Origin of the sequence: Luteolibacter luteus, assembly GCF_012913485.1 — a bacterium.
GTDB classification, from domain to species: domain Bacteria; phylum Verrucomicrobiota; class Verrucomicrobiia; order Verrucomicrobiales; family Akkermansiaceae; genus Haloferula; species Haloferula lutea.
This window is the reverse complement of sequence record NZ_CP051774.1, coordinates 1,800,582-1,821,655: the sequence shown is the minus strand read 5'-3', so window position 1 is coordinate 1,821,655 and position 21,074 is coordinate 1,800,582. Positions and strand designations below refer to the sequence as shown.

Annotated in this window: 18 protein-coding genes and 1 pseudogene; 7 read left to right on the top strand and 12 right to left on the bottom strand. The window is 61.5% G+C overall.

The genetic code is table 11. The features are described 5' to 3' along the window. The first annotated feature begins 1 nt into the window (after position 1). Positions 2 to 1,231, top strand: coding sequence for an OmpP1/FadL family transporter (locus HHL09_RS07465; RefSeq protein ID WP_169453944.1), 1,230 nt, complete (start codon positions 2 to 4; stop codon positions 1,229 to 1,231). A 58-nt stretch (positions 1,232 to 1,289) separates the two neighbouring features. On the opposite strand, the gene HHL09_RS07460 is transcribed toward HHL09_RS07465, so the two are convergent. Beyond that, positions 1,290 to 3,671: a mechanosensitive ion channel family protein gene (locus HHL09_RS07460; RefSeq protein WP_169453943.1), complete on the bottom strand. Its 2,382-nt coding sequence runs from the start codon at positions 3,669 to 3,671 to the stop codon at positions 1,290 to 1,292. Positions 3,672 to 3,703: 32 nt separating this feature from the next. On the opposite strand from HHL09_RS07460, the gene hprK reads away from it, so the two are divergent. Continuing rightward, positions 3,704 to 4,657 (top strand): HPr(Ser) kinase/phosphatase, encoded by a 954-nt coding sequence (hprK, locus tag HHL09_RS07455; protein ID WP_169453942.1) that lies wholly within the window; start codon positions 3,704 to 3,706, stop codon positions 4,655 to 4,657. Positions 4,658 to 4,860: 203 nt separating this feature from the next. Here hprK and HHL09_RS07450 read toward each other — a convergent pair whose 3' ends face one another. Further along, positions 4,861 to 5,127: an HPr family phosphocarrier protein gene (locus tag HHL09_RS07450; RefSeq protein ID WP_169457696.1), complete on the bottom strand. Its 267-nt coding sequence runs from the start codon at positions 5,125 to 5,127 to the stop codon at positions 4,861 to 4,863. Positions 5,128 to 5,281: 154 nt separating this feature from the next. Between HHL09_RS07450 and ptsP the strand changes: the two genes are divergently transcribed. Then, positions 5,282 to 7,039 (top strand): phosphoenolpyruvate--protein phosphotransferase, encoded by a 1,758-nt coding sequence (gene ptsP, locus HHL09_RS07445; protein ID WP_169453941.1) that lies wholly within the window; start codon positions 5,282 to 5,284, stop codon positions 7,037 to 7,039. A 387-nt stretch (positions 7,040 to 7,426) separates the two neighbouring features. On the opposite strand, the gene HHL09_RS07440 is transcribed toward ptsP, so the two are convergent. Beyond that, on the bottom strand, positions 7,427 to 8,563 hold the full coding sequence (locus HHL09_RS07440; protein WP_169453940.1) for an alpha/beta hydrolase: 1,137 nt from the start codon (positions 8,561 to 8,563) through the stop codon (positions 7,427 to 7,429). A gap of 94 nt (positions 8,564 to 8,657) precedes the next feature. Here HHL09_RS07440 and HHL09_RS07435 point away from each other — a divergent pair, with 94 nt between their 5' ends. Further along, positions 8,658 to 9,095: a hypothetical protein gene (locus HHL09_RS07435; protein WP_169453939.1), complete on the top strand. Its 438-nt coding sequence runs from the start codon at positions 8,658 to 8,660 to the stop codon at positions 9,093 to 9,095. On the opposite strand, the gene HHL09_RS07430 is transcribed toward HHL09_RS07435, so the two are convergent. The 5 genes and pseudogenes from HHL09_RS07430 to rpmH all read right to left on the bottom strand — a co-directional run. Beyond that, positions 9,028 to 9,399, bottom strand: a complete 372-nt coding sequence (locus tag HHL09_RS07430; protein WP_169457695.1) for a DUF2237 family protein — start codon at positions 9,397 to 9,399, stop codon at positions 9,028 to 9,030. The genes HHL09_RS07435 and HHL09_RS07430 overlap by 68 nt on opposite strands. 130 nt (positions 9,400 to 9,529) lie before the next feature. Further along, positions 9,530 to 11,410 carry a membrane protein insertase YidC gene (gene yidC, locus HHL09_RS07425; protein WP_169453938.1) on the bottom strand — a complete coding sequence of 627 codons (1,881 nt, stop codon included), beginning with the start codon at positions 11,408 to 11,410 and terminating at the stop codon, positions 9,530 to 9,532. A 27-nt stretch (positions 11,411 to 11,437) separates the two neighbouring features. Further along, positions 11,438 to 11,719 carry a membrane protein insertion efficiency factor YidD gene (gene yidD, locus HHL09_RS07420; protein ID WP_169453937.1) on the bottom strand — a complete coding sequence of 94 codons (282 nt, stop codon included), beginning with the start codon at positions 11,717 to 11,719 and terminating at the stop codon, positions 11,438 to 11,440. 100 nt (positions 11,720 to 11,819) lie between these two features. Then, positions 11,820 to 12,176 (bottom strand): ribonuclease P protein component, encoded by a 357-nt coding sequence (gene rnpA, locus HHL09_RS07415; RefSeq protein ID WP_277349166.1) that lies wholly within the window; start codon positions 12,174 to 12,176, stop codon positions 11,820 to 11,822. 77 nt (positions 12,177 to 12,253) lie between these two features. Beyond that, a pseudogene (rpmH, locus tag HHL09_RS26520) lies at positions 12,254 to 12,385 on the bottom strand (50S ribosomal protein L34); the annotation flags it as partial. A gap of 184 nt (positions 12,386 to 12,569) precedes the next feature. Here rpmH and HHL09_RS07405 point away from each other — a divergent pair. After that, positions 12,570 to 13,067 (top strand): GNAT family N-acetyltransferase, encoded by a 498-nt coding sequence (locus HHL09_RS07405; RefSeq protein WP_240963750.1) that lies wholly within the window; start codon positions 12,570 to 12,572, stop codon positions 13,065 to 13,067. Between the two features lie 10 nt (positions 13,068 to 13,077). Beyond that, positions 13,078 to 13,335, top strand: a complete 258-nt coding sequence (locus HHL09_RS07400; protein WP_169453934.1) for a hypothetical protein — start codon at positions 13,078 to 13,080, stop codon at positions 13,333 to 13,335. A 13-nt stretch (positions 13,336 to 13,348) separates the two neighbouring features. Here the strand turns inward: HHL09_RS07400 and HHL09_RS07395 are convergent, their stop codons facing one another. Together HHL09_RS07395 and dusB are read right to left on the bottom strand one after the other, a co-directional pair. Beyond that, positions 13,349 to 13,852, bottom strand: a complete 504-nt coding sequence (locus HHL09_RS07395; protein ID WP_169453933.1) for a phage regulatory CII family protein — start codon at positions 13,850 to 13,852, stop codon at positions 13,349 to 13,351. Between the two features lie 52 nt (positions 13,853 to 13,904). Continuing rightward, complete coding sequence (gene dusB, locus HHL09_RS07390) at positions 13,905 to 14,909, bottom strand: tRNA dihydrouridine synthase DusB (RefSeq protein WP_169453932.1); 1,005 nt, start codon at positions 14,907 to 14,909, stop codon at positions 13,905 to 13,907. Positions 14,910 to 15,077: 168 nt separating this feature from the next. On the opposite strand from dusB, the gene HHL09_RS07385 reads away from it, so the two are divergent. Continuing rightward, on the top strand, positions 15,078 to 16,409 hold the full coding sequence (locus tag HHL09_RS07385; RefSeq protein ID WP_169453931.1) for a dicarboxylate/amino acid:cation symporter: 1,332 nt from the start codon (positions 15,078 to 15,080) through the stop codon (positions 16,407 to 16,409). Between the two features lie 53 nt (positions 16,410 to 16,462). Here HHL09_RS07385 and HHL09_RS07380 read toward each other — a convergent pair whose 3' ends face one another. Both HHL09_RS07380 and HHL09_RS07375 read right to left on the bottom strand, forming a co-directional pair. Continuing rightward, positions 16,463 to 20,215 carry a hypothetical protein gene (locus HHL09_RS07380; protein WP_169453930.1) on the bottom strand — a complete coding sequence of 1,251 codons (3,753 nt, stop codon included), beginning with the start codon at positions 20,213 to 20,215 and terminating at the stop codon, positions 16,463 to 16,465. 135 nt (positions 20,216 to 20,350) lie between these two features. Beyond that, on the bottom strand, positions 20,351 to 21,061 hold the full coding sequence (locus HHL09_RS07375; RefSeq protein ID WP_169453929.1) for a tetratricopeptide repeat protein: 711 nt from the start codon (positions 21,059 to 21,061) through the stop codon (positions 20,351 to 20,353). Between the last annotated feature and the right edge of the window lie 13 nt (positions 21,062 to 21,074).

Here is a 21,074-nt window from a genome sequence, read left to right as displayed (position 1 = left end):
CATGAAATACCAGCATCTGCTTCCTTTGGCGCTGTTTCTAACAGTGAGCCATCGATCGTCCGCCGCCGGCTACCAGCTTTTCGAGCGTTCCGCTGCCGGGCTCGGTCGTGCGTTTTCCGGGGAAGCGGCGATGGGGGATGATGCCACGGTGATCGCCTCGAATCCTGCGGGGATGACCTTGTTGGAGGACGAGTGGTCGTTTGCGATCGGTGCCAGCGGCATTTTTCCCGAAGTGGAAGTGTCAGGCGTCTATGCGCCGCCCGGTGCGCCAGCGGGATTCACGGTTCCGGCACTGGGAGGAAACGTGGCGGATGACGCCTATCTGCCTTATGCCTACGTGGCGAAGAGGCTTAACGAGCAGTTCAGCGTGGGCTTCGGTGCCTTTTCGACCTTCGGCCTGAAGACCAATTATCCGGTGGGTTTCACGGGCAGGGCGATCGCGGATTTCAGCGAGCTGCTTACCTTGAATCTGAACCCCTCCGTGGCGTGGAAAATCAATGAGCAATGGTCTCTCGGTGCGGGCTTCAATGCGCTTTATGCGGATGGCACGCTGACTTCGTCGAATGCGGCGACGCTTCCGGTGCTCGATCTCGCGGGAGACGATTGGGGCTATGGGTTCAATGTCGGCGTGCTTTTCGCGCCGGCGGATCATACCCGCTTCGGGTTGCACTACCGTTCGTCCGTCGATCTCGATCTAGAGGGTAGGACGATATCGGTCATCCCGGCCTTCAATGGGCCCACGACGCTTGCGGTGGAGCTGCCGGACAGCGTGGAATTCAGTGCGGTGCACGACCTTAATGAGAGCTGGTCGCTTCACGGTGACGTGATGTGGACAAACTGGAGCAAGTTCCAACAGCTCGCGCCTTTCATCGCTGGCGCGCCCGCGCAACCCCCGGTGCAGCCGGAGAATTGGAAGGATTCCTGGCGCTTCGCCTTGGGGACCACATGGCAGGCGACGGAGTCATGGACCTTCAGGGCGGGGGTGGCCTATGACCGCACGCCGGTTTCGGAGGCGGATCTCACGCTGCGAATTCCGGATGCGGACCGCCTGTGGGTAACGCTCGGGTTTACCTGGGAGTTCTCGCCGTGTTGGAATCTCGATGTCGGATATGCCCACATCTTTGCGGATGACGTGTATATCAGCGAGGGTTCGGCAGCGACGGGCTTCTTCCGCGGGCAGGCGACGGGCTCTGCGGATGTGGTGTCCGTGGGATTGTCGACCGAGTTCTGAGGCAGGTTCCAAGCGGTGGCAGGTGCCAGCCCGGCGGGCCCCGGCTACCTCGCCTGCTTCAGGCTTTCGGCGTGGGGTTGGATGGCTGCTGCGGGGTGGCGAGCGAGATACCCGCTTCACCCAGCCTGCGCTCGATCATGAAGCGTAAATCGCTCGCTACGGTCGAGCCGCCGGTCTTGGCGCGCAGGTCGATCCAGAAAAACACGGCGAATACCAGCGCGTCGGTGGCAAAGTCTTCGAGCAGAACCTGAGGCTCGGGCGACTTGAGGATCACGCCGTGCTCTGTCGCGCACTCGCCAAGGATCGTGGAAACCATCCGCAGCGATGAGCCGTGGGGAACCCGCACGCGCACCACGCGACGGACCACGGAGGTGCCGTGCGTCCAGTTGATCACCTTGTTTTCTAGCAGCACCGAGTTCGGCACGATCATGTCCACGCCATCGAAGGAGCGGACGATCGACGAGCGGGTATCGATCACCTTGACAGTGCCTGCGACGCCATCGACCTCGAGGATGTCTCCGACCCGGACGTTCCGTTCTGCCAGCACGATCAGGCCGCTGATGAAGTTCTTGAACAAGGTCTGGGTCCCGAAGCCGACGCCGATGGCCAGCGCGCCGCCAAGGAAGGCAAAGGCGGTCAGCGGGATCTTCAGGAAATGGAGGGTCACCAGCGCGAGCACCACACCGAGCGCGATGCGGGTCCAGCGCCGCAGCGTATCGGCCTGGCCCTGTTGGACGCGGCCCTTGGTGACGAGCCGGCCGAAAGCGCGCTTCACCAGCCACGAGCTGGCACGGTAAGCGATCCAGAAGAAGAAGAGAGCGGTGACCAGCCAGCCCAAGGTGAGTCCCCGCTTGGTAATTTCGATCCGGCCGTCGACTTCCGTCCGGACGTCGTAGGGATACACCACGAAGTCCCTCACTTTTTTCCCCCATCCCTTCACCCGCGAGCCGAGACCTTGCATCCGCTCACCCCAGGTCATCGACCTGGTGACCTGCTCGGAATCGCCGAGCCAGCGGCCGATATCCTGGTGTAGTCCGGAGATATCCTGACCGAAACGCTCCACGGCATCGAGATCGGAACGCAGGGCTGCCATTAGTTGCCCGGTCGGCTGGCGCAGGGGCGAGGCTGCGTCGAGTGCGGTCAGCTTCTGCTCCTGTTCCTGGATGGCGGACAGCGTGGCGCTGCGGCGGACATTGACCAATGAATCGAAGGCACTGGCACGACCGAGTTGTGCCTGAAGATTGCCAAGCGCTTCGGCCCCTTCTACCGCGGAGTGGGCGGTCAGCAGGGTCTTCCGCGAAAGCTGGGCGTCGAGGTACTCATTGAGAAACCGCATTCGTGCACCAGTGATTTCGATGCGGTTCGCCAAGCTTTCGAGCTGGCTATCGAAAATCTGCAAGCGTGCTTCGGCTTCAGCGAGAGCCGCCTTCGCTTTCTCGTCCGCGTCGGCGGGCATGGAGACCTTCAAGGCATCCCGCTTGGCCATGGCCGTCTGGCGCGCGGCGATGGTGGTGTTCTGGATGCGTTCGATCTCCGCGAGCTCCTTGTTGATCTCCTTGCGCCGGGCATCGGTGGACTTCTTGAGCTGGGCGATGTCTTCCTCCGGGAAAGCTGTCAGGGTTCCCAGGGCCGTCACCTTGCGCTTCAGCAGCTCCGCTTCGGCATTGGCGGTGGTGGAGCGCAGGTAGGTGTTGTCGATGGTGAGCTGGATCATTCCAGCCGCAGAGCCGAGCACGCGCAGCTTCAGCTTTGCGGCGGCCAGGCGCCACGCCGCGGCATCCATTTGATCCGCTGCCGCGCGGTCGACGGTTTCCTGGGCGCGGCGTACCGCCTCATCGGCCTTTTTGATTTCGTCCTGCCGCTTTGCCAGTTCGCGATCGAACATGGTTACCGCCGACTCGTAAGCGCGCAACCGGGTATCGATGCCTTCCTGCTGGCGCCGCAACTCATCGTGCAGGGTAAAGGAATAAGGCCCCGGCTTTTCGAAGCCCTTCCACTCCGCGTTGCCTTGCTTGGCTTGGGCCAGCGATTGCTGCAGGGTCTCGGCGGTATCAAGTGAGCGGAGCGTGTTTTCCGCCATGAAAATGCCGAGCAGCAGGTCGGAGCGGCGGCCGGCGATTTCTTCGGGCGTGATCCCCGGCGGCGGGGAGACCTCCTTGTCGAGCGCCTCCACCTGCGCGCTCCATTCCTCGAGTGAGGACTTCAGGCGCTTCTTCCGTTCCGCGGCCGTTTCCTCCTTCACCTCCGCGGTCTTGGTATCGGGCAGCTTGAAGCCGGGAATCTGCGCCGGTGCAGTGGACAACAGCACGGCGAGAAGTAGGAAGCGGATCAAATGGGAAACACAGGTCGTCACGCAGAGCGGAATTCTGACAGACCCTTGCGCCGCTGGCGAGCCCATCACGCCGCGGTGCCAGTCCCTCTCCTCTTTTCCCATCGCCATGCCGCGGGGCTTTCCATTAGGGTCCTTGGCGGATGACACCCCGCGTCAAGCAAACGGCCTCAATCACCATCGGAGAGTTTTTCGAGCGCCACGCCGCGGCGCTATCCTTGACCCTGTTGGGGGAAAAGCACGGCTTCGAACGGCCGATCAGCGAGCCGGCACCGAACCGCCCGGGGCTGGCGCTGGCAGGGTTCTTCAGCTACTTCGCGAAGAAGCGCATCCAGGTGCTCGGCAATTCCGAGATTTCCTACCTGAAGAAGCTCACCCCGCAGATGAGCGCGGAGCGTTTCCGCCGGATGTGCGAGCGGGATATCCCTGGCATCGTGGTTTCCCGCGGCGCGGGGCTTTCAGAAGAGCACATGCAGATCGCGGCGGAGCACCGGATCCCGGTTTTCGGCACGACGCTGGTGACGATGAAGTTCCTCAACGCGGCCACGCTACGGCTCGAAAATGAATTCGCGCCTAACGTGACCCTCCACGGCTGCATGGTGGACCTGCGGGGCATCGGGGTCCTGATCATGGGCAAGAGCGGCGCCGGCAAGAGCGAGACTGCAATCGGCCTGATCGAAAAGGGCGGCGCGCTGGTGGCAGACGACATGGTGCGCGTGAAGCTGGCGGGCGGGGAACTCACGGCCTCCGCGCCGGCGCTTTCCCGCGGCTACCTGGAAATCCGCGGCATCGGCATCGTGAACGTGGCGAACCTCTATGGGCTCGCTTCGATCCGTCCTGAGAAGCGCCTCGATCTGGTGGTCACGCTGATTCCCTACTCGGACCAGAACGAGATCGACCGTCTGGGGCTCCAGCCGAAGTCCTACGAAATTCTTGGCCAGCAGGTGCCCCACGTGGAGGTTCCCGTGGCTCCGGGCCGTGATACCGCGCGCATGGTGGCGATCGCCGCGCTGGACCAGCAGCTCCGCCGGCTGGGCTACAACATGGCGGACGAGTTCAACCAGCGGCTGCTCCGGCACATGGCGGGGGAGGTGTGAAATCACCAATCATCAATCCTCCAATCATCAATCGGACTGCGCGGTTGAGCGGGGAGGAAGGTCGTGTGACGATCCAAGCCTGAGGAATGAGCATCCGAATGCTGTTCGCCCGAGATCGGCGACAGGACGCAGCAATACCCTGAAGTAACCCGCGCATAGCGGGTATTTCGGGTGAGGATTGCCGTTCTCCCGGGACGGGAGCTTCACTCTTCCTCGAACTTCCGACCGATCAGATCGGCGAGGGCGTCGAGTGCAGCTTCAGCGTCGGAGCCATCGGCAGCCACGCTGATCACGGAGCCGTGACCGGCAGCCAGCATCATGAGGCCCATGATGCTCTTGCCGTCCACTTCCTCGCCGTCTTTTTCGACGCGGACATCCGAGGAAAAACGGCTGGCCGTCTTCACGAATTGAGCCGCGGGACGGGCATGAATGCCGAGTTTGTTCTGAATGGTGAATTCGCGTTGCGCCATCGGCCTAGTGGATTCGAGACGCGCGGAGCGTAGGAGCATCAAAGCCAGTCTTCCAAGGGATTTTTTTCGTCCGGGGTGGGGGAAGATGCTTATGACTCCAATTTTTGTTCTTTGAAGGACCGTCCATCCCTCACAGCATACCGCTAGGAACTCCATGGGCGAAAAACTGGAAACCGTGCTCCAAGGCACCCCCGTCTCCCCGGGGATCGGCATCGGCCCGGTTCACGTGGTCGCCCGCGGCTTTTCTGCGCCGGAAGTCTATCACATTGATGAGAATGACATTCCGCATGAGCAGGAGCGCTTCCGCACGGCGTTGGAGGAGACCAAGCTCCAGTTGGATGAGCTCCAGCAGAAGATCAAGGCGCTGTCCGGTGAGGAGGAGAGCCGCATTTTCGAGGCGCACCTGATGGTGCTCGAAGACCGGGCGATGCTGGACCGCGTGGCGGACGCGATCGCCACCCGGCGGCAAAACGCGGAATTCGCTTTTTATGCGGTGATGCAGCACTTCCTGGAGGCGATGCGGCGGGTGCCGGATCCCTACCTGCGCGAGCGCACCGCGGATCTGGAGGATGTCTGCCAGCGGGTCCTGAGGAATTTCCGCCCGGACGAGGCGCCGCGGCACACTGCCCCGGACGAGACGCACATCCTCGTTGCCTACGATCTTTCCCCGACTGACACCGCCGGCCTGAACCGGCGCCACGTGGTCGGTTTCGCGACCGAGTTGGGCAGCGTGAACTCTCATTCGGGCATCCTCGCCCGCTCGCTGGGGATCCCGGCGATCGTGGGGATCGAGGACGCGGTGCTGGACATCCGCACGCTGACCCCGGCGATTCTCGATGGCTATTCGGGCCGCCTGATCCTTCATCCTTCGGAGGAGACCCTGGCCCGCTATCAGGAGTTGAAGGACCGGAAGGAGAAGGTCCGCCAAGATCTGGAAGCGCAGCGGGATGCCGCCACCGCGACCACGGACGGACGGACCATCACGCTTTCCTCGAACATCGAGTTCATCGACGAGCTGGCCTTGGTGCGAAATAGCGGTGCCAAAGGCGTGGGCCTCTACCGCACCGAATTCCTGCTGCTGGACGGTGAGGAAATGCCGGGCGAGCTGGAGCAGTCCGAGGCTTATACGCGGCTGGCCACGGAGCTGGCCCCGCATCCGGTGATCATCCGGACCTTGGACGCGGGTGGTGACAAGCTGCCGATCGAGCCGCTTACCGAGCCGGAGCCGAATCCTTTCCTCGGCTGGCGCGGTATCCGCGTTTCGCTGGACCGCCCTGGCATGTTCAAGGAGCAGCTGCGCGCGATCCTGCGTGCCAGTGCGCATGGGAAGCTGGCGGTGATGTTCCCGCTGGTTTCCGGCCTCGGCGAAGTCCGGCGTGCGAAAGATTTCCTCAAGGAGTGCATGGACGAGCTTTCGGCGCAGGGCGTGCCCTTCGACGAGAAGCTGGAAACCGGTGTGATGATCGAGGTGCCGAGCGCCGCGGTGATCGCCGATCTGATTGCCCCGGAAGTCGATTTCTTCTCCATCGGCACGAATGATCTGATCCAGTACACCGTGGCGGTGGACCGGGTGAATCACCACGTGGCCGATCTTTACCGGCCGACCCATCCTGCGGTGGTGCGGCTGATCAAGCGCACTGTGGATGCGGCGAAGGATGCCGGGATTTGGACCGGAGTCTGCGGCGAAATGGCCGGTGACATCCGCCTCACGCCGCTGCTGTTAGGCTTGGGTGTGGAAGAGCTTTCCGTGGGTCCGCATCAGGTCCCGCGGGTGCGCCGTGCGATCCGGGCGCTGAGCCATGTGGAGTGCTCCGATATGGCGAATTTCGCGCTGAAGACGGGTATCAGCTCGGAGATCATGGATGCGACCATGGATATGGCGCGGCGATACTATCCGGAGCTGCTGGATTGAGGTGCGGATTCACTCTGAGGATTTCTCTGTGAATGAACTTCGCAGCGAAACTACTGGCTCAGACGATCATTGCGGTCCCGTAGGCAGTCCCTACAAAGTTTAAGACGTTACCATTGGAATCGAAGTCGATGTCCCACTTTAATCCATAGATTGCGTTGGCTCTGAGATAGCTGGCGCGCAATTGAAGCTGGGCCGTGGCGATCAGAAAGGCGATTTCAAGATCGTCAGAGGAGAAGGTGGCTCCCGCATGCTGAATGCGGCTGATTCTGCAACAATCTGGGAATCGCACCCAGGACAGGTGACAATCTCTCCGATTTCAGTTTCGTCTGCCGCTAGCGTTGCTCCACATCCGGGGCATGTGAAATCAAAGGTCATAAATCTACAGGGCTACCTCACCATTGGGTTCCTCGGGATCCGGCGATCGTCCTTGGGGGGATCGACTTGGATGGGCTTTGCTTGCTGCTTTCGTTCGGCGCTCTGGGCTCGGAAGCTTTTGAGCAAGCCGTCCACGCGCTTCTTATCTGCGGCGATGAGGTCGGTCTGGCTGCTGTTGCCCGCTTCGAGGACCAATACGGAATAGGCTTCACCCACTTTTTCGAGATCGGGCAGGGTGATCGCTTTCACCTCGTTCGCGAGCAGCTGGCGGTGGCGGCGATAGAGCTTCGCTTCTTCGACGACGGCCGGATCTTTCTCCAGTTCCTCGAGCTTCGTTTTGATGGTCTCCGGCCAGGTTTGTCCGGGAGCGTTGACGAAGGGGTGCTCGCGGAACTCTAGCAGGGCTTGCCATTGCTCCAAGGAAGCCAAACCGGTGATCCGCTGATACTCCTTGGTGACCGCGTCATTGTCCGGCGCACCGCCCGCCCGCAGCGTGAACCATTCCTTTAGACCCGGAGACCCTTCCTTCGGGAATTCATGGCCGAGGCCGTCCCATGTCTCCATGCGGACATCGGCACCGAGGCCGCCGAAGAACAGCTTCGCTTTCAGCGCGAAAGGATACACGCCATCGTTTCTCCCGACACCGAGGAAAACCGGGGTCTGCGGCGGCAGAGCCTTCCGCTTCGGCGTGACTTCATGCATGTGGCCGCCACCGAGGATTGCCGCGCCTGCGAGCGAGGGCTCGGCTTGCAGGAGCATGCCGCTCATCCAGCCACCCATGCTGAAGCCGGACACGTAGAGCCGCCTCGGATCGAGTCCCTTGGTCTTCACGAGCTCATCACGGACCCGCTGCAGGATGACGAGTTCCCGCTGGAGGTTCTCCGGTGTGTAGGTGAAGGGGCCGGGCTTGGTGTAGCCCATGCCGACGACGATCCAATTTTTCGATCCGGTGTGCTGCCGGATCATGTGGGTGGTCGGGTGGCCGCCGGTGCCGTGGTAGAAGAAGACGGCAGGCCAGGACTTCGCCGGATCGTGCTTGTCCGGCAGGGAGAGTTCGATGGGTTGGGGGAGTCCCTCCACGGTCATGGGCTCCGCCGCAGCCGGGTGGACCGCACCCAAGATTGAGATCAGGATCCAAGCCTTCTTCATGGAATACGGCTACCAAGTGTCAGTGGCTGCTGGCGAGCCTCACCTGCGGCGTCCCCTCCTTGGCATGGGGCCTGGGGTGTGGTAAGACGCCTCCATGTCGCTCCGGGTAGTCTTCGTGATCCTGTCGCTTTTGGCGGTGGGCCTCTATTCGGGCTGGGAGATGATCCGCTTCTTTTTGGTGGGGAAGCTCTACTTCAATCCCTGCGTTCTTTTTGTGCCTGCCAGTGTGGGTTTGGCCTTGGGATTGCCTTGGGCCCGATCTGCCGCGGATGGCTTGTTCAAGTCGATCTACCTCTTCTGTCTTCTGATCTTCGGATTCGTGGCGGTAGCGCACCGGTCGCTATTTCCCGGACAGATCTGGGGCCTTGATGGTTTCTGGGTCGTCACCGTGCTGATGCTGACCTATTTGGCCTTTCTCGGCTTCCTCCACTGGCAGCTTTTCACGCAGCCCTTTGACGAATGGCTTACGCGTGGTAGGCGTGAGCCCGGAGATCCACGAGATCCAGAAACTCCAGCGCGGACTCGTGGGTAGCTTCCAGCACCACGGGCGGGGCCATTCCGGCAAGGAGCGCATCCCGCCAGCGGGAGGCGCAGAGGCACCAGCGGTCGCCCGGTTTCAGGCCCGGAAAATCGAACTCGGGGCGCGGGGTGGAGAGGTCGTTCCCGCGGCTCTTTGAGAAGGCGAGGAAATCCTCGGTCACCATCGCACATACCACGTGCACGCCCACATCGCCGCGGCCCGTCCGGCAGCAGCCGTCGCGGAAGAACCCGGTCATCGGATCCTTCGAGCATGGCTGCAATACGCCACCCAAAACATTGCGTCTCTCCGCGGGCATCAGGGATAGACTAACCGATTCCTGCCGTTCGTCCAATGATGGCTGCGTGACGAATCGTGCGGGATTCATCTGTCCACGAAAAAGCCGCGCGGGAGATCATCCGGCGCGGCTTGGAGAAAAAGGCGTGGAATCAGCCCCCCGTGCGTGGCGGACGCTTCTTGCCCGTGGAGCCGCTGTCATCGCCATTGCCGGAATCGACGACGCGGCCGCGGGCCTGCTTCATGCGCTCCATTTCCGCCTGCTTTTCGACCATGCGCTCCATGAAGCTCTTTCCGGTGCCACCGGCTTTCACCTTCAGCTCGGGCTCCGGCATGCGGTTGCTCAGCCAAGTTTGGGCGATCGAGAAGATGTTCGAGGTGGTCCAGTAGAGAGCGAGTGCGGATGCGAAGTTGTAACAGATGAAGAGGAAGAAGAACGGCATGAACTTGATCATCATCATCTGAGTCTTGTCCCCGCCGGTATTCGGCATCATTGCCATTTGCCCGAAGCTGGTGATCGCCATCACGATCGGCAGCGGATTGATCGGGAGACCCAGGATGTGGGCCACCGTGTCCGGCTGCGAGAGATCGGTCACCCAGAGGAAGCTCTGGCCGCGCATTTCCACGGCGTGGAGAAGCATCGAGTAGAAGCCGAAGAAGATCGGGAGCTGGGCGAACATCGGCAAGCAGCCGCCGAGGGGATTGATGCCGTACTTGCGGTACATGCCCATCATCTCCTGATTCATCTTCTGCGGATCGTCCGGATACTTCTCGCGCAGCTTGTCCATCTCCGGCTTGAGCTTGGACATCCGCTTCATCGAGCGGTTGGAGCGATTGTAGAGCGGCCAGATGACAGTGCGGAGGCAGAGGGTCAGCACGAGCACAGCGAGACCCCAAGACCACTTGCTGGAGATCTTGGTCATGCCGGCGTGGACCCACCACAGCGACCAGTTCATGAAGCGGCTGAAGGGGCTGAAGAAACCATAGTTCATCAGGGTTCCCCATTCGCCGCCGAACTGATCCTCCATCTTGCGGAGCACGCGGTTCTGCTTCGGACCGGCGAAAATCTGATAGGTGAGGGTGCGCTGGTCGCCCGGGGAGAGCGTGGCGTTCGGCAGGCGCAGGCCGGCTCGGATCGTCTTCACCGGATGGTGGTCTGCTTGCAGGGTAGTGGTCTCGACCTTGGCCCAGAGCAGCGATTCACCGACTTCCATCGGGCGGACGACGGTGGCGAAGAACTGATTCGCGACACCGGCGTAGATCGCCTTTTCGACCGGCTGGGTGATCAGGCTGCGCTCTTTGCGCATGCCGAACCATGCCTTGCCGAACTCGGAGACGGAGTGGAAGCGGAAGTCACGGCCATCGTTGACGACGAAGCCGGTTTGCTCGCCGCGCTCGACGGTATCGAGCGGAGTGGCGGTGCCAATGAAGATGCTGAAGGAATCCAGGTTCATCTGCTCCTGGCGGCCGTTCTCGATCTGCAGCTTGAAGTCGAGCATGTAGGGCGTGCCTTCATTGCTGCCTTCGACGAGGGACCAGGTCTTCTTTGCCCAGAGGCCGGAGGGCAGCTTGCCGCGGAAGACGACGGATTTTCCACTCACGGATTCCTCGTCGACCATCGTGTAGTTGGTCGCCTCCATGCGGTCCGGACCTTCGGCGATTGCCCCGAGCGGGCTGGAACCGTGGCGGTTCAGCATGACCGGGCCGAGCAGGCCGTTGGTCTGGTTCTTCACCTGTGCGGTTTTCAGGCCACCGCCGACGGAGGTGAAGGTGAAGATGGTTTCCGGAGTTTCCAGAGTGGCGAGCACTTCAGCCACCTGTTCCGGCGGATCGACCTCGACCATCGAGCCGGTTTCCTCGGCCTTGGCCTCGGGAGTGGTGGTGGGGGCAGGCGGCTGGGAAGCGGCCAGCTCGGCGGCCTCCTTCTGCTTCTGCGCCTGGACGGCCGCCTGGTTCTTCGAGTTGAAGTACAGGTTTACGGCCAGCAGCACGCTGCAGAGGACAACGACGATCCAAGTCTTTCGGTCGTACATGGGAATGTGGGAAAATGAAAAGTCCCGTCAGGTTTCCGGCCCGGCGGGACGTCCGGGAGAGTTGTTTTCCGCACCCGGTTTCGGCGGGACGGGGTCATAACCATAGCCCCCCCAAGGATGACAGCGGAAAATCCGGCAGATCCCGAGCCAGGAGCCGCGGAGGGACCCGTGAGCTTCCACGGCTTGGAGAAAGTAGTTCGAGCAGGTGGGCTGAAAACGGCAGCCGGAGTTCGGCCCTCCCAGTGCCTTTAGCACGGGATTGAGGAACTTCTGATAGAAGCGGATCAGGAGCCGGATGACCAATTTCACGGGATGCCGGGCGGGAAAAGCGAAGTGGCAGGTGCCGGAGATAGCACTAGCGGGGAGATCCGCAGTGAGAATTTTCGCGTCGTTTCGCACCCGGTGGCTTTCATTTTCCACTGGCGAACAGCCCGAGGCGCTTCACCTGACGCAGCCAGTCCTCCTCCAGTTCCGCGAAACTGGCTTGGGCGGCTCCGACGCGGGGAATGGCGACCAGCAGACGCTTCGGATCGGCCAGCCGGTGGCCGTGACGCTGGAGGATCGAGCGCAGGCGGCGGCGGAGGAGATTCCGGTCGTGAGCCTTGCCGACCTTCCGGGTGGTGATGAAGCCCACCAGAAGGTGGGGGAGGGAGGGATCGCTGAGGGTGCTGACAACGACAAAACGGCCAGCTTTCGCTTGGCCGTCTTTTCGCACGCGGGAAAAATCCGCGCGTTTCGACATGCTCTGCTTCCGCGGGAGGCGCATGGGCCGGGCGCGGCGGGCAAGAAAAATTACACCCCGTGCTGGGTGGTGTGGCGGGCGTATTGCAGCTCGGCACCCTTCGGAATGAGGCGCTTGCGGCCCTTTTGACGGCGGCGCTTGATGATGTCGCGGCCGGACTTGGTCGCCATGCGTGCGCGGAAGCCGTGCTGACGCTTGCGGGTGCGCTTGGAGGGCTGGAAGGTGCGTTTCATGGCGGTATCGGGAAAAAGCGGTTTGAATCTCCGCGGCGGAACCCTTGTTCCGGCTCGGGCGGGCGCGCACTCTAGGAATCCGGACCCGCTTGTCAATGCGCCAAATTCCCCTTTGTCCGGAAATTTTTCAAAGTTGCCGGGGAAATATCGTGCCGGTGCGGGACCGGCGTGCCACCCTCCCCTTGTGAACAAAGCGTCCGTCGAGAGCGACCTCGCCGTTGCCAACCGCCCGAAGGTCGAGCCTGCGACCATCGAGGATCTGCCGGCCTTGACCGATCTGGTGATGGAGCTTTTCGCCCTCTCCGACGATTTTACGCCGGACCATGACGCTCAGGAACGGGGCATCGGCCTGATCTTGGAGCAGCCGAGCCGCGGGCGGATTTTCGTCGTGCGCAACGAGACCCGGATCATCGGGATGGTGAACCTGCTTTTCACCATCTCCACGGCCATGGGCGGTTTCGTGATCCTGATGGAAGACGTGATCGTTCACCCGTCTCACCGTGGCCAAGGCTACGGGACCATGCTGCTCGACCATGTCGTCGAGTTTGCGAAGCAGAAGGACTTCAAGCGGATCACGCTGCTGACCGACAAGATCAGCGCTGAATCGCAGCATTTCTTCAAAAAGAACGGCTTCGAATATTCGAACATGATTCCGATGCGCCGGTTCATTTCGGAAACCTGAGACCGAGCTCATGTTCCACGCAGTGGTCAGTGCGGTGGATGGCTTCGCGATGGCGATGGTCGTGATCCTCGTGCTGAGCCTCGGGGTGGTGGCCCTTTTGGTCAGTGGTATCTACCGCAGCGGGAAGAGGCGGGAGAGCGAGGTGGAGAAGCTGCTCGACGAGCTAAAGCGCGAAGAGGAGGAGGCCGAACGGCATCCCGCGTCTCCCAGCGGCGGCGAAGAACGCGCCCCTTGGGAGAAGGAAGAAGATTGGTGGAAGAAGTCGTAGGCCGGTAGATGCCTTACTTCGTCACCGGATAGCGGGCCGGACCTTCCGAGGGCTTCGGAATGTGCAGCATCTGGTCGTAGTCGCCTTCCTCGCAGCAGCGGACGAAGCCTTCGGCGTAGCTCTTCAGCTTGTCCCAGCACTCGCGGATTTCCTTGGCTTCCTTGGCGTTGATCGAGTGATCGAGCGCTGCGGCGGAGATCTGCTGAAGAAGGGCCGAGAACTGGCTGATGATCTCGTTGGTGGCGGGAAGGACCTGATAGCCCTTTTCACAGGAACTCTTCGGATTCCGCACGAAGTAGCCGCCGGTCTGCTGGCAGAGCCACTCGATCACGCCCAGATCCCCGCTCAGCTCGATGATCTTGAGCAGGCGATCCAGCGGGTTGCGGCTGCCGCTGCCATCCTCGCTTTGCTTTTCCGCCCACTTGTAAACGAGGGAGAGGGAAATCCCCAGATCCGCGGCGACTGCCTTGGGGCTGGTTTTTGAGAACGCTCGGCGCAGCACTTCGTGGCTTTCCATGGCCCGGACCCTAGCAGGGACTCGGGGCAAGCAAATCCGAAATTGTAATCGCCTACACTGTTACTGCGCCAGCTTCCGCCGCTGCTAAGAGGGAGGCGGCGGCAATTTCTTCCACTTCTGTCACAGATTCCACGCGGGCGAGGCGCTGGCGGAGTTCCTTGGCACCCGGAAATCCTTTACAGTAAGCCATCAAGCGGGCTCGCATGGACATCATGGCATGACGCTCCGCCCCGTAGCGGGAGCTGGTGACAGCCAAGCGGCAGTGGCGCAGGACCAATTCCCAGCGTTCTTCCAGAGGAACCGATTTCAGGGTTTCCCCGGTGGCCAAGTAGTATTTTGCCTCACGGAAGATCCAGGGGTTTTGCATGGCGGCCCGACCGATCATGATTCCGGAGACTGCAGTTTCCTGCTTCCGGCGGGCGAGATCCTCACCGCTGGCGATGTCGCCATTGCCGATCACCGGGATGCTCACAGCCCGGGCGCAGGCGTCGATGACATCCCAATTCGCTTCACCGGAGTAACCCTGCGAGCGGGTGCGACCGTGCACGGCGATGGCTTCCATTCCGCAGTCCTCAAGGATCTTGCAGACTTCGACGGCGTTCACCGTCTTATCGTCCCAGCCGATCCGGATTTTTGCGGTGACCGGAACTTCGTCTTGCACGCCCTTTTTCACGCCGGAAGCGACGGATGCGAGAGTGGGGCAGTCCTTGAGAAGGGAGGATCCGCCGTTCTTGGCGACCACCTTGTTCACGGGGCAACCGAAATTGATGTCGATGAAGTCGGGGCGCTTCCAATCAATGATCTTTTTCGCGGCCTCGCCCATCCGCTCGCCATCGCCGCCGAAGAGTTGGACGCCCACCGGGCGCTGTTCGTCGGTGAACTCGGTGTATTTCCGCGTGCGGTCGTCCGCTTGCATGATTCCCTCCGCGGAGACGAACTCGGTGACCATCACGTCGGCACCCAACTCCTTGCAAATCTGGCGGAAAACCACGTCAGTGACCCCGGCCATGGGAGCCAGATAAAGAGGGAACGCGCCGTTTTGGAACCAGTGGAGCACACGCGGAAGATGCCGCGGGCGAGAGGAAGTTCCAAGTAACTTGTCGGAATCGGGATTCCGGAACTGCTTGGGTGACGGATCCTTGCTGCTTGCCCTGCGGGAGCTGTGCCCGTTTTCTAACGGGAGGTATGGGGTGTGCTACGGCCTGCTCCCCGCCGCTATTTTTCCATGAAACGCATCGCTCTCCACTGGCAGATCCTTTCCGCGCTCCTGCTCGCGACCCTTACCGCGGCAGCTTTTCGCGGAATATTTCCGGGAGCGGAGCCGCCGGCTTTCATCACCGGTGCACTGGAAATCTGCAAGCTGGTGGGGGATCTCTTCCTGAGGGCACTGAAGATGATCATCGTGCCGCTGATCGTGACCTCGGTGGTCGGGGGAATCGCGGGCCTGAAAGAAGCGGAGGGGTTTGGTCGGCTGGGATTGAAGACTCTGGGCTTTTACATGAGCACCGGTCTGCTCGCCATCCTGCTGGGACTTTTCCTGGTGAGCACCATCCAGCCGGGGCTCGGTCCGGACGGGCTGCCGAACCAAGCGATCAGGGAGGCTTTCAATCACAGCACCGGCGTGAGCGCGAGCGATCTGGCGAAGGTGCAAGCTGCCTCTGGAAATGTGCCGGAAGGCAAAGGCCTCTGGGAGAGTGTCACGGGCATCTTCCGCTCGATGCTGCCGGAAAACATCTTCGCCGCTGCATCCGCAAATGACTCTGTGCTCGGGGTGCTGATCTTCTCCCTGCTCTTTGCGGCAGCGGTGACTCGGCTACCGGAGCAGCAAGGGCGAAGCTTGCGGGAGTTCTTCATCGCGGCCTCGGAGGCGGTGTCCACGATTGTCCATTGGATCATGGCCTTTGCTCCGATCGGGGTTTACGCACTAATCCTGCCGGTGGTTTATCAGACCGGCTTCGGCCTGTTTGCAAACCTCGGGAAGTTCGCGCTGACGGTGCTGCTCGCGCTGGGGATTCACTTCATGGTGACCATGCCGCTGATCCTGATGCTGGTGGCGAGGGTGAGTCCGCTGAAGCATTTCAGGGCGGTGAAAGAGGCGCTGATCATGGCGTTCTCCACGGCGTCGTCCGCGGCGACGCTGCCGCTGACGATGGAGTGTGTGCGTGACCGTGCAGGAGTCTCGGCCCGGGTGACTTCTTTCACGCTGCCGATCGGGACTTCGATCAATACCGACGGAACCGCGCTCTATGAATGCGTGGCGGTGATCTTCGTGGCGCAGGTGATGGGGTACACTTTCAACGCCGGGGAAATGTTCTTCGTGGTTGTAGCGGCGCTTTTGACCAGCGTAGGCATCGCCGGAGTGCCCCATGCAAGCTTGGTGGCAATCATCCTGATCCTGAAAAATTCCGGCATACAAGGAGCGGAAGCGGGAGTCGGGGTGATCCTGGCGGTCGACCGTTTCCTCGATATGAGCCGCACGGCGGTGAATGTGTTCGGGGATACCTGTGTAGCGGTGCTGGTGGCGCGGAGCGAGGGGGAGAAGGTATTGCAGGCATGAATCGGGGCGCGGAGCCCTCGCGCCCATGGTCGACCGGCCTGTAGTTAGAGGCGTTATGCCGCCTGCCAGCGCTTGGCGATCTCTTCCAGTTCCACCGGATCTTGCGGGGCATCCTGACGGCCGAAGTGGCGGGTCTCCAATGCCGTGATTTCCTTCTCGATCGACTCGCGTAGCGTAGGGGTGATCCCCTCACGCTCCTGGAGTTTCCGCAGATAGCCGATCACGCTTACTGCGTTGATGTGGGCCGGGAGCGGGATCAGTGTAGGTCCGGTGGGGCCTTGATCGGGCTTTTTCCGGAACATGGCGACCATCGCTGCGCCAATGGCCAGAAGGATCGCGATGCTTCCTGCGACCCAAGGCGTGATCTTTTCACGTCCACCATTTAGCGCGACCTGAGCATCGACGGGAACGAGGTCCACATCGACGTAGCGCTGCCGGACGAGGCCATCTTCCTTCGCCAGCTCCGGCTTTACGACCGGGAACTGGAATGATGCGGGAAGGCTCCCCCCTTTTGGCTTCAGCTCGATCCGCCATTCGTGCTCCGAGATGGGAGAGAGGTCCTCAGCAGCAGCATCGAGTTCCACAATGCGCAGGCCGCGGTCTTCGATGGCTCCGGTTTCCAATCCTTCGATCTTCGTGGTGAAGAGGTCTTCAAGCGGTGGCACGAGCCCATGGGCGGAGGCCTTCACTTCGAGGTAGAGACAGCCCTTTTCCTTGTGGCTCCTTTCGTCGAGGGTCTGGGTCACCTTTAGGTCGCGGTAGGGACGCGGCTCGGCTTTCCCGGCGTCGATCGGTACTTCCGCGGATGTAATCGGCAGTACGACATAACCGGAGGTATCGCTGAAATCGAGGTCGATCTTGAGAGGTGGAACCTTGTCGATCTGTGGGCCCTTCGGCTTGAGCATCAAGTAGGCGTAGGGTGTCACGCGCCACCCGAACTGCGGGTCGGTAAATGACTCCACCTTGTCCGAATGGAAGGTCAGGGAGACGATCTCGAAGTGCTCCTCCAGAGCGGCACGCGCGGCTTTCTCGAACTTGTCGCGATAATCTTCCGGCGGACGGCCATAGTTGTAGGCGAAGGGCGAGTTGTTCTGATTCTGGAGATACTTGGCAAAGCCGCCGGACTCGCGCTCGATCTCCTTGGTGTGGCGCAGGTTCACCTTCAGGCCGAAGGGAGAACTGGTGCCGACGCGATCCGGACCATCGATAGAGGCGTCGAGAACGATCTCCTTCACCAGATCGCGATAGTAAGTAAGCACGTCCTTCGCATCGGAAAGCTCCTCACGCTCGCCTGCGATCGCACTCGCGCCTTCAAGGAAGCGCAGCTTCAGATCCGGCGAGACGTTTGCCAGCCGGGTGTTCAAGGTGGTCGCGAAGGCCTTCAAGTGACGCTCCTTGCTGTCGCCCGGCAGGGACTCGAGGACTGCCTTGATCTTGGGGTACTCGTCCGGAGTGGCGACGTGATGGCTTTTCATCGCCTCCAGGGAAGGCGAGCCGAGAGCCGCGTAAAACCAGGTCTCGAACACCGAGCTCGTCTCCTTCGAAATGTCCTCAAGCGGCAAGGTGGAAGCATACTCCTTCGCCGCGGCGGCGAGCTCATCGAGCGAGGTCTTCTTGATGGTGGAATGGTTGTGATCCGGGTGGAGCGAGCTGCGATAATTGCTTTCCTCGAAGCGCAACGCGGCGAGTTGCTCCTTCAGTCTCCATGATTCGGCGGGCTTCTTCTCCAGGGCTCGTTCCAAGACGCCTTGGCCCGCTTGGTAGCCATAGAGGATCTGTTCCTGCAGTTCCTTGTCCTTGCGCTTGGTTTGGTACGCCTGCTGGAGCTTCGGGTTCGGCCAGAGCCCCGCGAGATTCAAGCGCATGCGTCCCACCAGAGTGGCGAGCGTCGGCGAGTCCAGCACATCGGTGGCACCGAAGACTGACTCGATGGCTTCGACACGCCAGACCTCCGCGCGGCTGTGGCATGAGATGAAGGCGTCCGCGAGTTCAGAATGGAAGGACTCGCCAAGATCGAGATCGCGGATGCCTTTCACGAGCGCGGCGAGCTCCACGAGGTTCCGTTCCTGCTTCGAGCGCGTGAGAGGAATCGACCCAGCCTGTTGGCTGAAGCCGTAGAAGTAGAAATAACGTGACCGATAGTCCTGCTCCTCGTTCGGATTGTGGTTCTCCGTCCACACGCGGATCATTTCCCGCACTAGCGACTTCGCCTGATCTCGATCGGTGGCGGCGATGGATTTCACCACCGGCAAGGCTTTCGTCTGTTCCTTCACCTTCAAGAGCAGGCGGGCGGAGGAGAGCTGGCACTCATTTCGCGTAGCCGGCTCGATGCTGGAGAGCCATGTCTCGTCGGGCTGGCATTCGAGCATTTCACCGGCACCGATCGGCTGGGGCCCCGGCCCTTGATAGCCCGTATTGGGGCGCGTGAAGAAGAGGTTTCCCCATTCGTCGAACTGTTGGACCATGCGGCGCGAATTACTCTGGTCTTTCTGCCGCGTAACTTCGGCTTCGTAGGTCCACTGGCGGGCGAAGAGCGTGAAAATGCCGGACCAAGCGGTGCGATCAAAGCCTTCCGAGGAAAGCAGGGTCTTCACCGCGGCGTGTTGCAGTTTCAGCTGTTCCAGGCGCGCGATGGCGTCCGGATTCTCCCGGCTCTGGGCGGTCAAGGTGCCGAGCGATGCGAGAAGCTCGACGCCCTCGCCCTTAGGATCCTTGAAGGTCTTTTCAAGCCATTGCTTGCCGGTGTCGTCGCCCAGCTCGGGGATCAAGGTGAGCGCGCGTGACAAGGCCTCGGCCTTTTCCTGCGGAGGAGCGGAAGCGTCACTGAGGAAAGAAACCGAGATCTCCCACGCTTGCGGCAGCAGCTCCTTGCCCGCGGCCTTTTTGTCGGCGAGCGCAAACTCCGCCTTGTGCCGGGCGATGAGATTCAGTGCGGCGTAATCCTTCTTCTCCTTGGCTTCATTGAGATCGGGCAAGTAGTCGCCTGCTTCCTTCACGAAGCCTGCCTCGATCAGGAGTTGCGCGGCCCGACGACGATCTTCCTTGTCCTGGCCGCCGAAGTTCTTGAGTCCGCCGGCGAGGGCGTCGAAGAACTCTTTTGGAGGCCGGGGGTCCTTTGTCAGCAGTTTGGCCAGACCTTGGATCTGCTTCTTGTCCGGAGGATTCGGAACCGCTGAAGCAAGGCCTAGAAGATCGGCTGGAGCCAGATAAGCCTGCTGGGCATAGGGCTTGGCTCCCTGAAGCATGAGTTCCGGTGGCGGAGCTACCTGGGCAGGGGTGGATAGTTTTTGAACGAGGACGTTGTAGGCTTCTGCAGAGATCTCCTTCGGCAAGGCGGCCATGAAGTCGCGGACTTTGTCCCAGCGTCCGAGGTTCACATCGCGTCGGAACACTGCGGCTTCCTGTTGGAAGCGTTGCATGGCCTGCTCGGGGGTCTCGTTCTCCGGCTTGGCAGGGATCGGCTCCTCCTTCAAGCGGGCTTCCTCCAATCGTGTCGCGAGGATGCCCGTCGGGCTGCGATCGATTTTCAGTTCTTGAAGAATGGCCGCCTTCTGTTGCTCCGGAGTTTGGGCAGGGCGCTTCTTGCTTTCCTCGATCAATTGCCGGAGCCGGTTGAAGTCGAGCTCGCCTCCGGGCCCTCCTTCGCCGCCGGGCGCCGTCTGGGCCGGTCCGGGCTGCGGCGGGGCTCCATCAAGTACGACCGGTCCTTGGGGTTCCGCGGCAAAAGGGTCGGCAACAATGATCTGGGCCGTGAGCAGCGGAGGGGTGAAGGCCGCAAGAGCAAGAAGGACAGAGCGGGTATTCATCGGAAAGTATGAGCTAGGTCAGACAAAATCAGGGTCAAAAAGGCCCTTCAGGACACGGTGCAGGAAATCGCCACGCGGACATGGTGCCGCGCTCGTCGCTGCGAACTCTGCATCGCTGCGGGTCCTGCACTTCAATCAGGAACCCTCGCCATCCATCGGCGCGCCGGATCCGGCACCGCGGCCGTCCTTGGGCTTTTGGCTCGGCTTTTTGCCGGGTTTGTTGGAGGCACACTTGCCGGAGCAGCAGCCATTGCACTGCTTCGGGATTGCTTTCCCGTAGAGTTCCTCCGGCTCCATGCGGGCCAGCTTAATGGCGGACTCCAGATCATCGGAATGCTTCTTTGCCGCGGCGGTATCACCCGCTTCGGTCGCGCGTTGCACGAGCAGCTTTTGCTCTTGGCGGGCCGCTTCGATTTCCGGCTCCCATTCGCTGTCGGGAAGTCCCTCCAGCTTCATGAGATAGGTCATGTAAAAGCGCGAGTTGGCCAAGGTGGCGATCGTCTCGTCGCGGAGCTTCGCGTGGGCGTTCGGGTCTTGCGCGAGCTCGTCGGCCAGTGCGGCCAGCTCTTCGCGAGCCTTCGGAAGCTGGGCGGCTTCCATGCGCGCCTTCGCGAGCTCAAGGCGAATGCGGCGCGCTTCCTCAAGCTTGTCTTTCGGCAGTTGCGCGAGGCCCTCCTCGTAGCCGGCGATCGCGGCATTCCAGTCTCCTGCATCGGCTTTCGCCTTTGCTTGGTCGAGGGTCGATGCGGCGGCATCGATGGTCATTAGCTCGCGGCCGGGGCCGTAGTGATAGGCCAGCAGGCCGAGGGGGACCAGGCACCACAAAGTGAGCACGAGAATTTTCATGGCATTTGGTTAA

Bases quoted from the DNA above. Each gene is read 5' to 3' on its own strand.
- rnpA (WP_277349166.1), bottom strand. From the start codon at position 12,176: ATGCGCCTCCCGCGGAAGCAGAGCATGTCGAAACGCGCGGATTTTTCC.
- HHL09_RS07435 (WP_169453939.1), top strand. From the start codon at position 8,658: ATGTCGCTCCGGGTAGTCTTCGTGATCCTGTCGCTTTTGGCGGTGGGC.
- HHL09_RS07380 (WP_169453930.1), bottom strand. From the start codon at position 20,215: ATGAATACCCGCTCTGTCCTTCTTGCTCTTGCGGCCTTCACCCCTCCG.
- HHL09_RS07440 (WP_169453940.1), bottom strand. From the start codon at position 8,563: ATGAAGAAGGCTTGGATCCTGATCTCAATCTTGGGTGCGGTCCACCCG.
- HHL09_RS07450 (WP_169457696.1), bottom strand. From the start codon at position 5,127: ATGGCGCAACGCGAATTCACCATTCAGAACAAACTCGGCATTCATGCC.
- HHL09_RS07395 (WP_169453933.1), bottom strand. From the start codon at position 13,852: ATGGAAAGCCACGAAGTGCTGCGCCGAGCGTTCTCAAAAACCAGCCCC.
- HHL09_RS07375 (WP_169453929.1), bottom strand. From the start codon at position 21,061: ATGAAAATTCTCGTGCTCACTTTGTGGTGCCTGGTCCCCCTCGGCCTG.
- HHL09_RS07430 (WP_169457695.1), bottom strand. From the start codon at position 9,399: ATGCCCGCGGAGAGACGCAATGTTTTGGGTGGCGTATTGCAGCCATGC.
- HHL09_RS07385 (WP_169453931.1), top strand. From the start codon at position 15,078: ATGAAACGCATCGCTCTCCACTGGCAGATCCTTTCCGCGCTCCTGCTC.
- HHL09_RS07400 (WP_169453934.1), top strand. From the start codon at position 13,078: ATGTTCCACGCAGTGGTCAGTGCGGTGGATGGCTTCGCGATGGCGATG.
- HHL09_RS07465 (WP_169453944.1), top strand. From the start codon at position 2: ATGAAATACCAGCATCTGCTTCCTTTGGCGCTGTTTCTAACAGTGAGC.
- HHL09_RS07460 (WP_169453943.1), bottom strand. From the start codon at position 3,671: ATGGCGATGGGAAAAGAGGAGAGGGACTGGCACCGCGGCGTGATGGGC.
- hprK (WP_169453942.1), top strand. From the start codon at position 3,704: ATGACACCCCGCGTCAAGCAAACGGCCTCAATCACCATCGGAGAGTTT.
- yidC (WP_169453938.1), bottom strand. From the start codon at position 11,410: ATGTACGACCGAAAGACTTGGATCGTCGTTGTCCTCTGCAGCGTGCTG.
- ptsP (WP_169453941.1), top strand. From the start codon at position 5,282: ATGGGCGAAAAACTGGAAACCGTGCTCCAAGGCACCCCCGTCTCCCCG.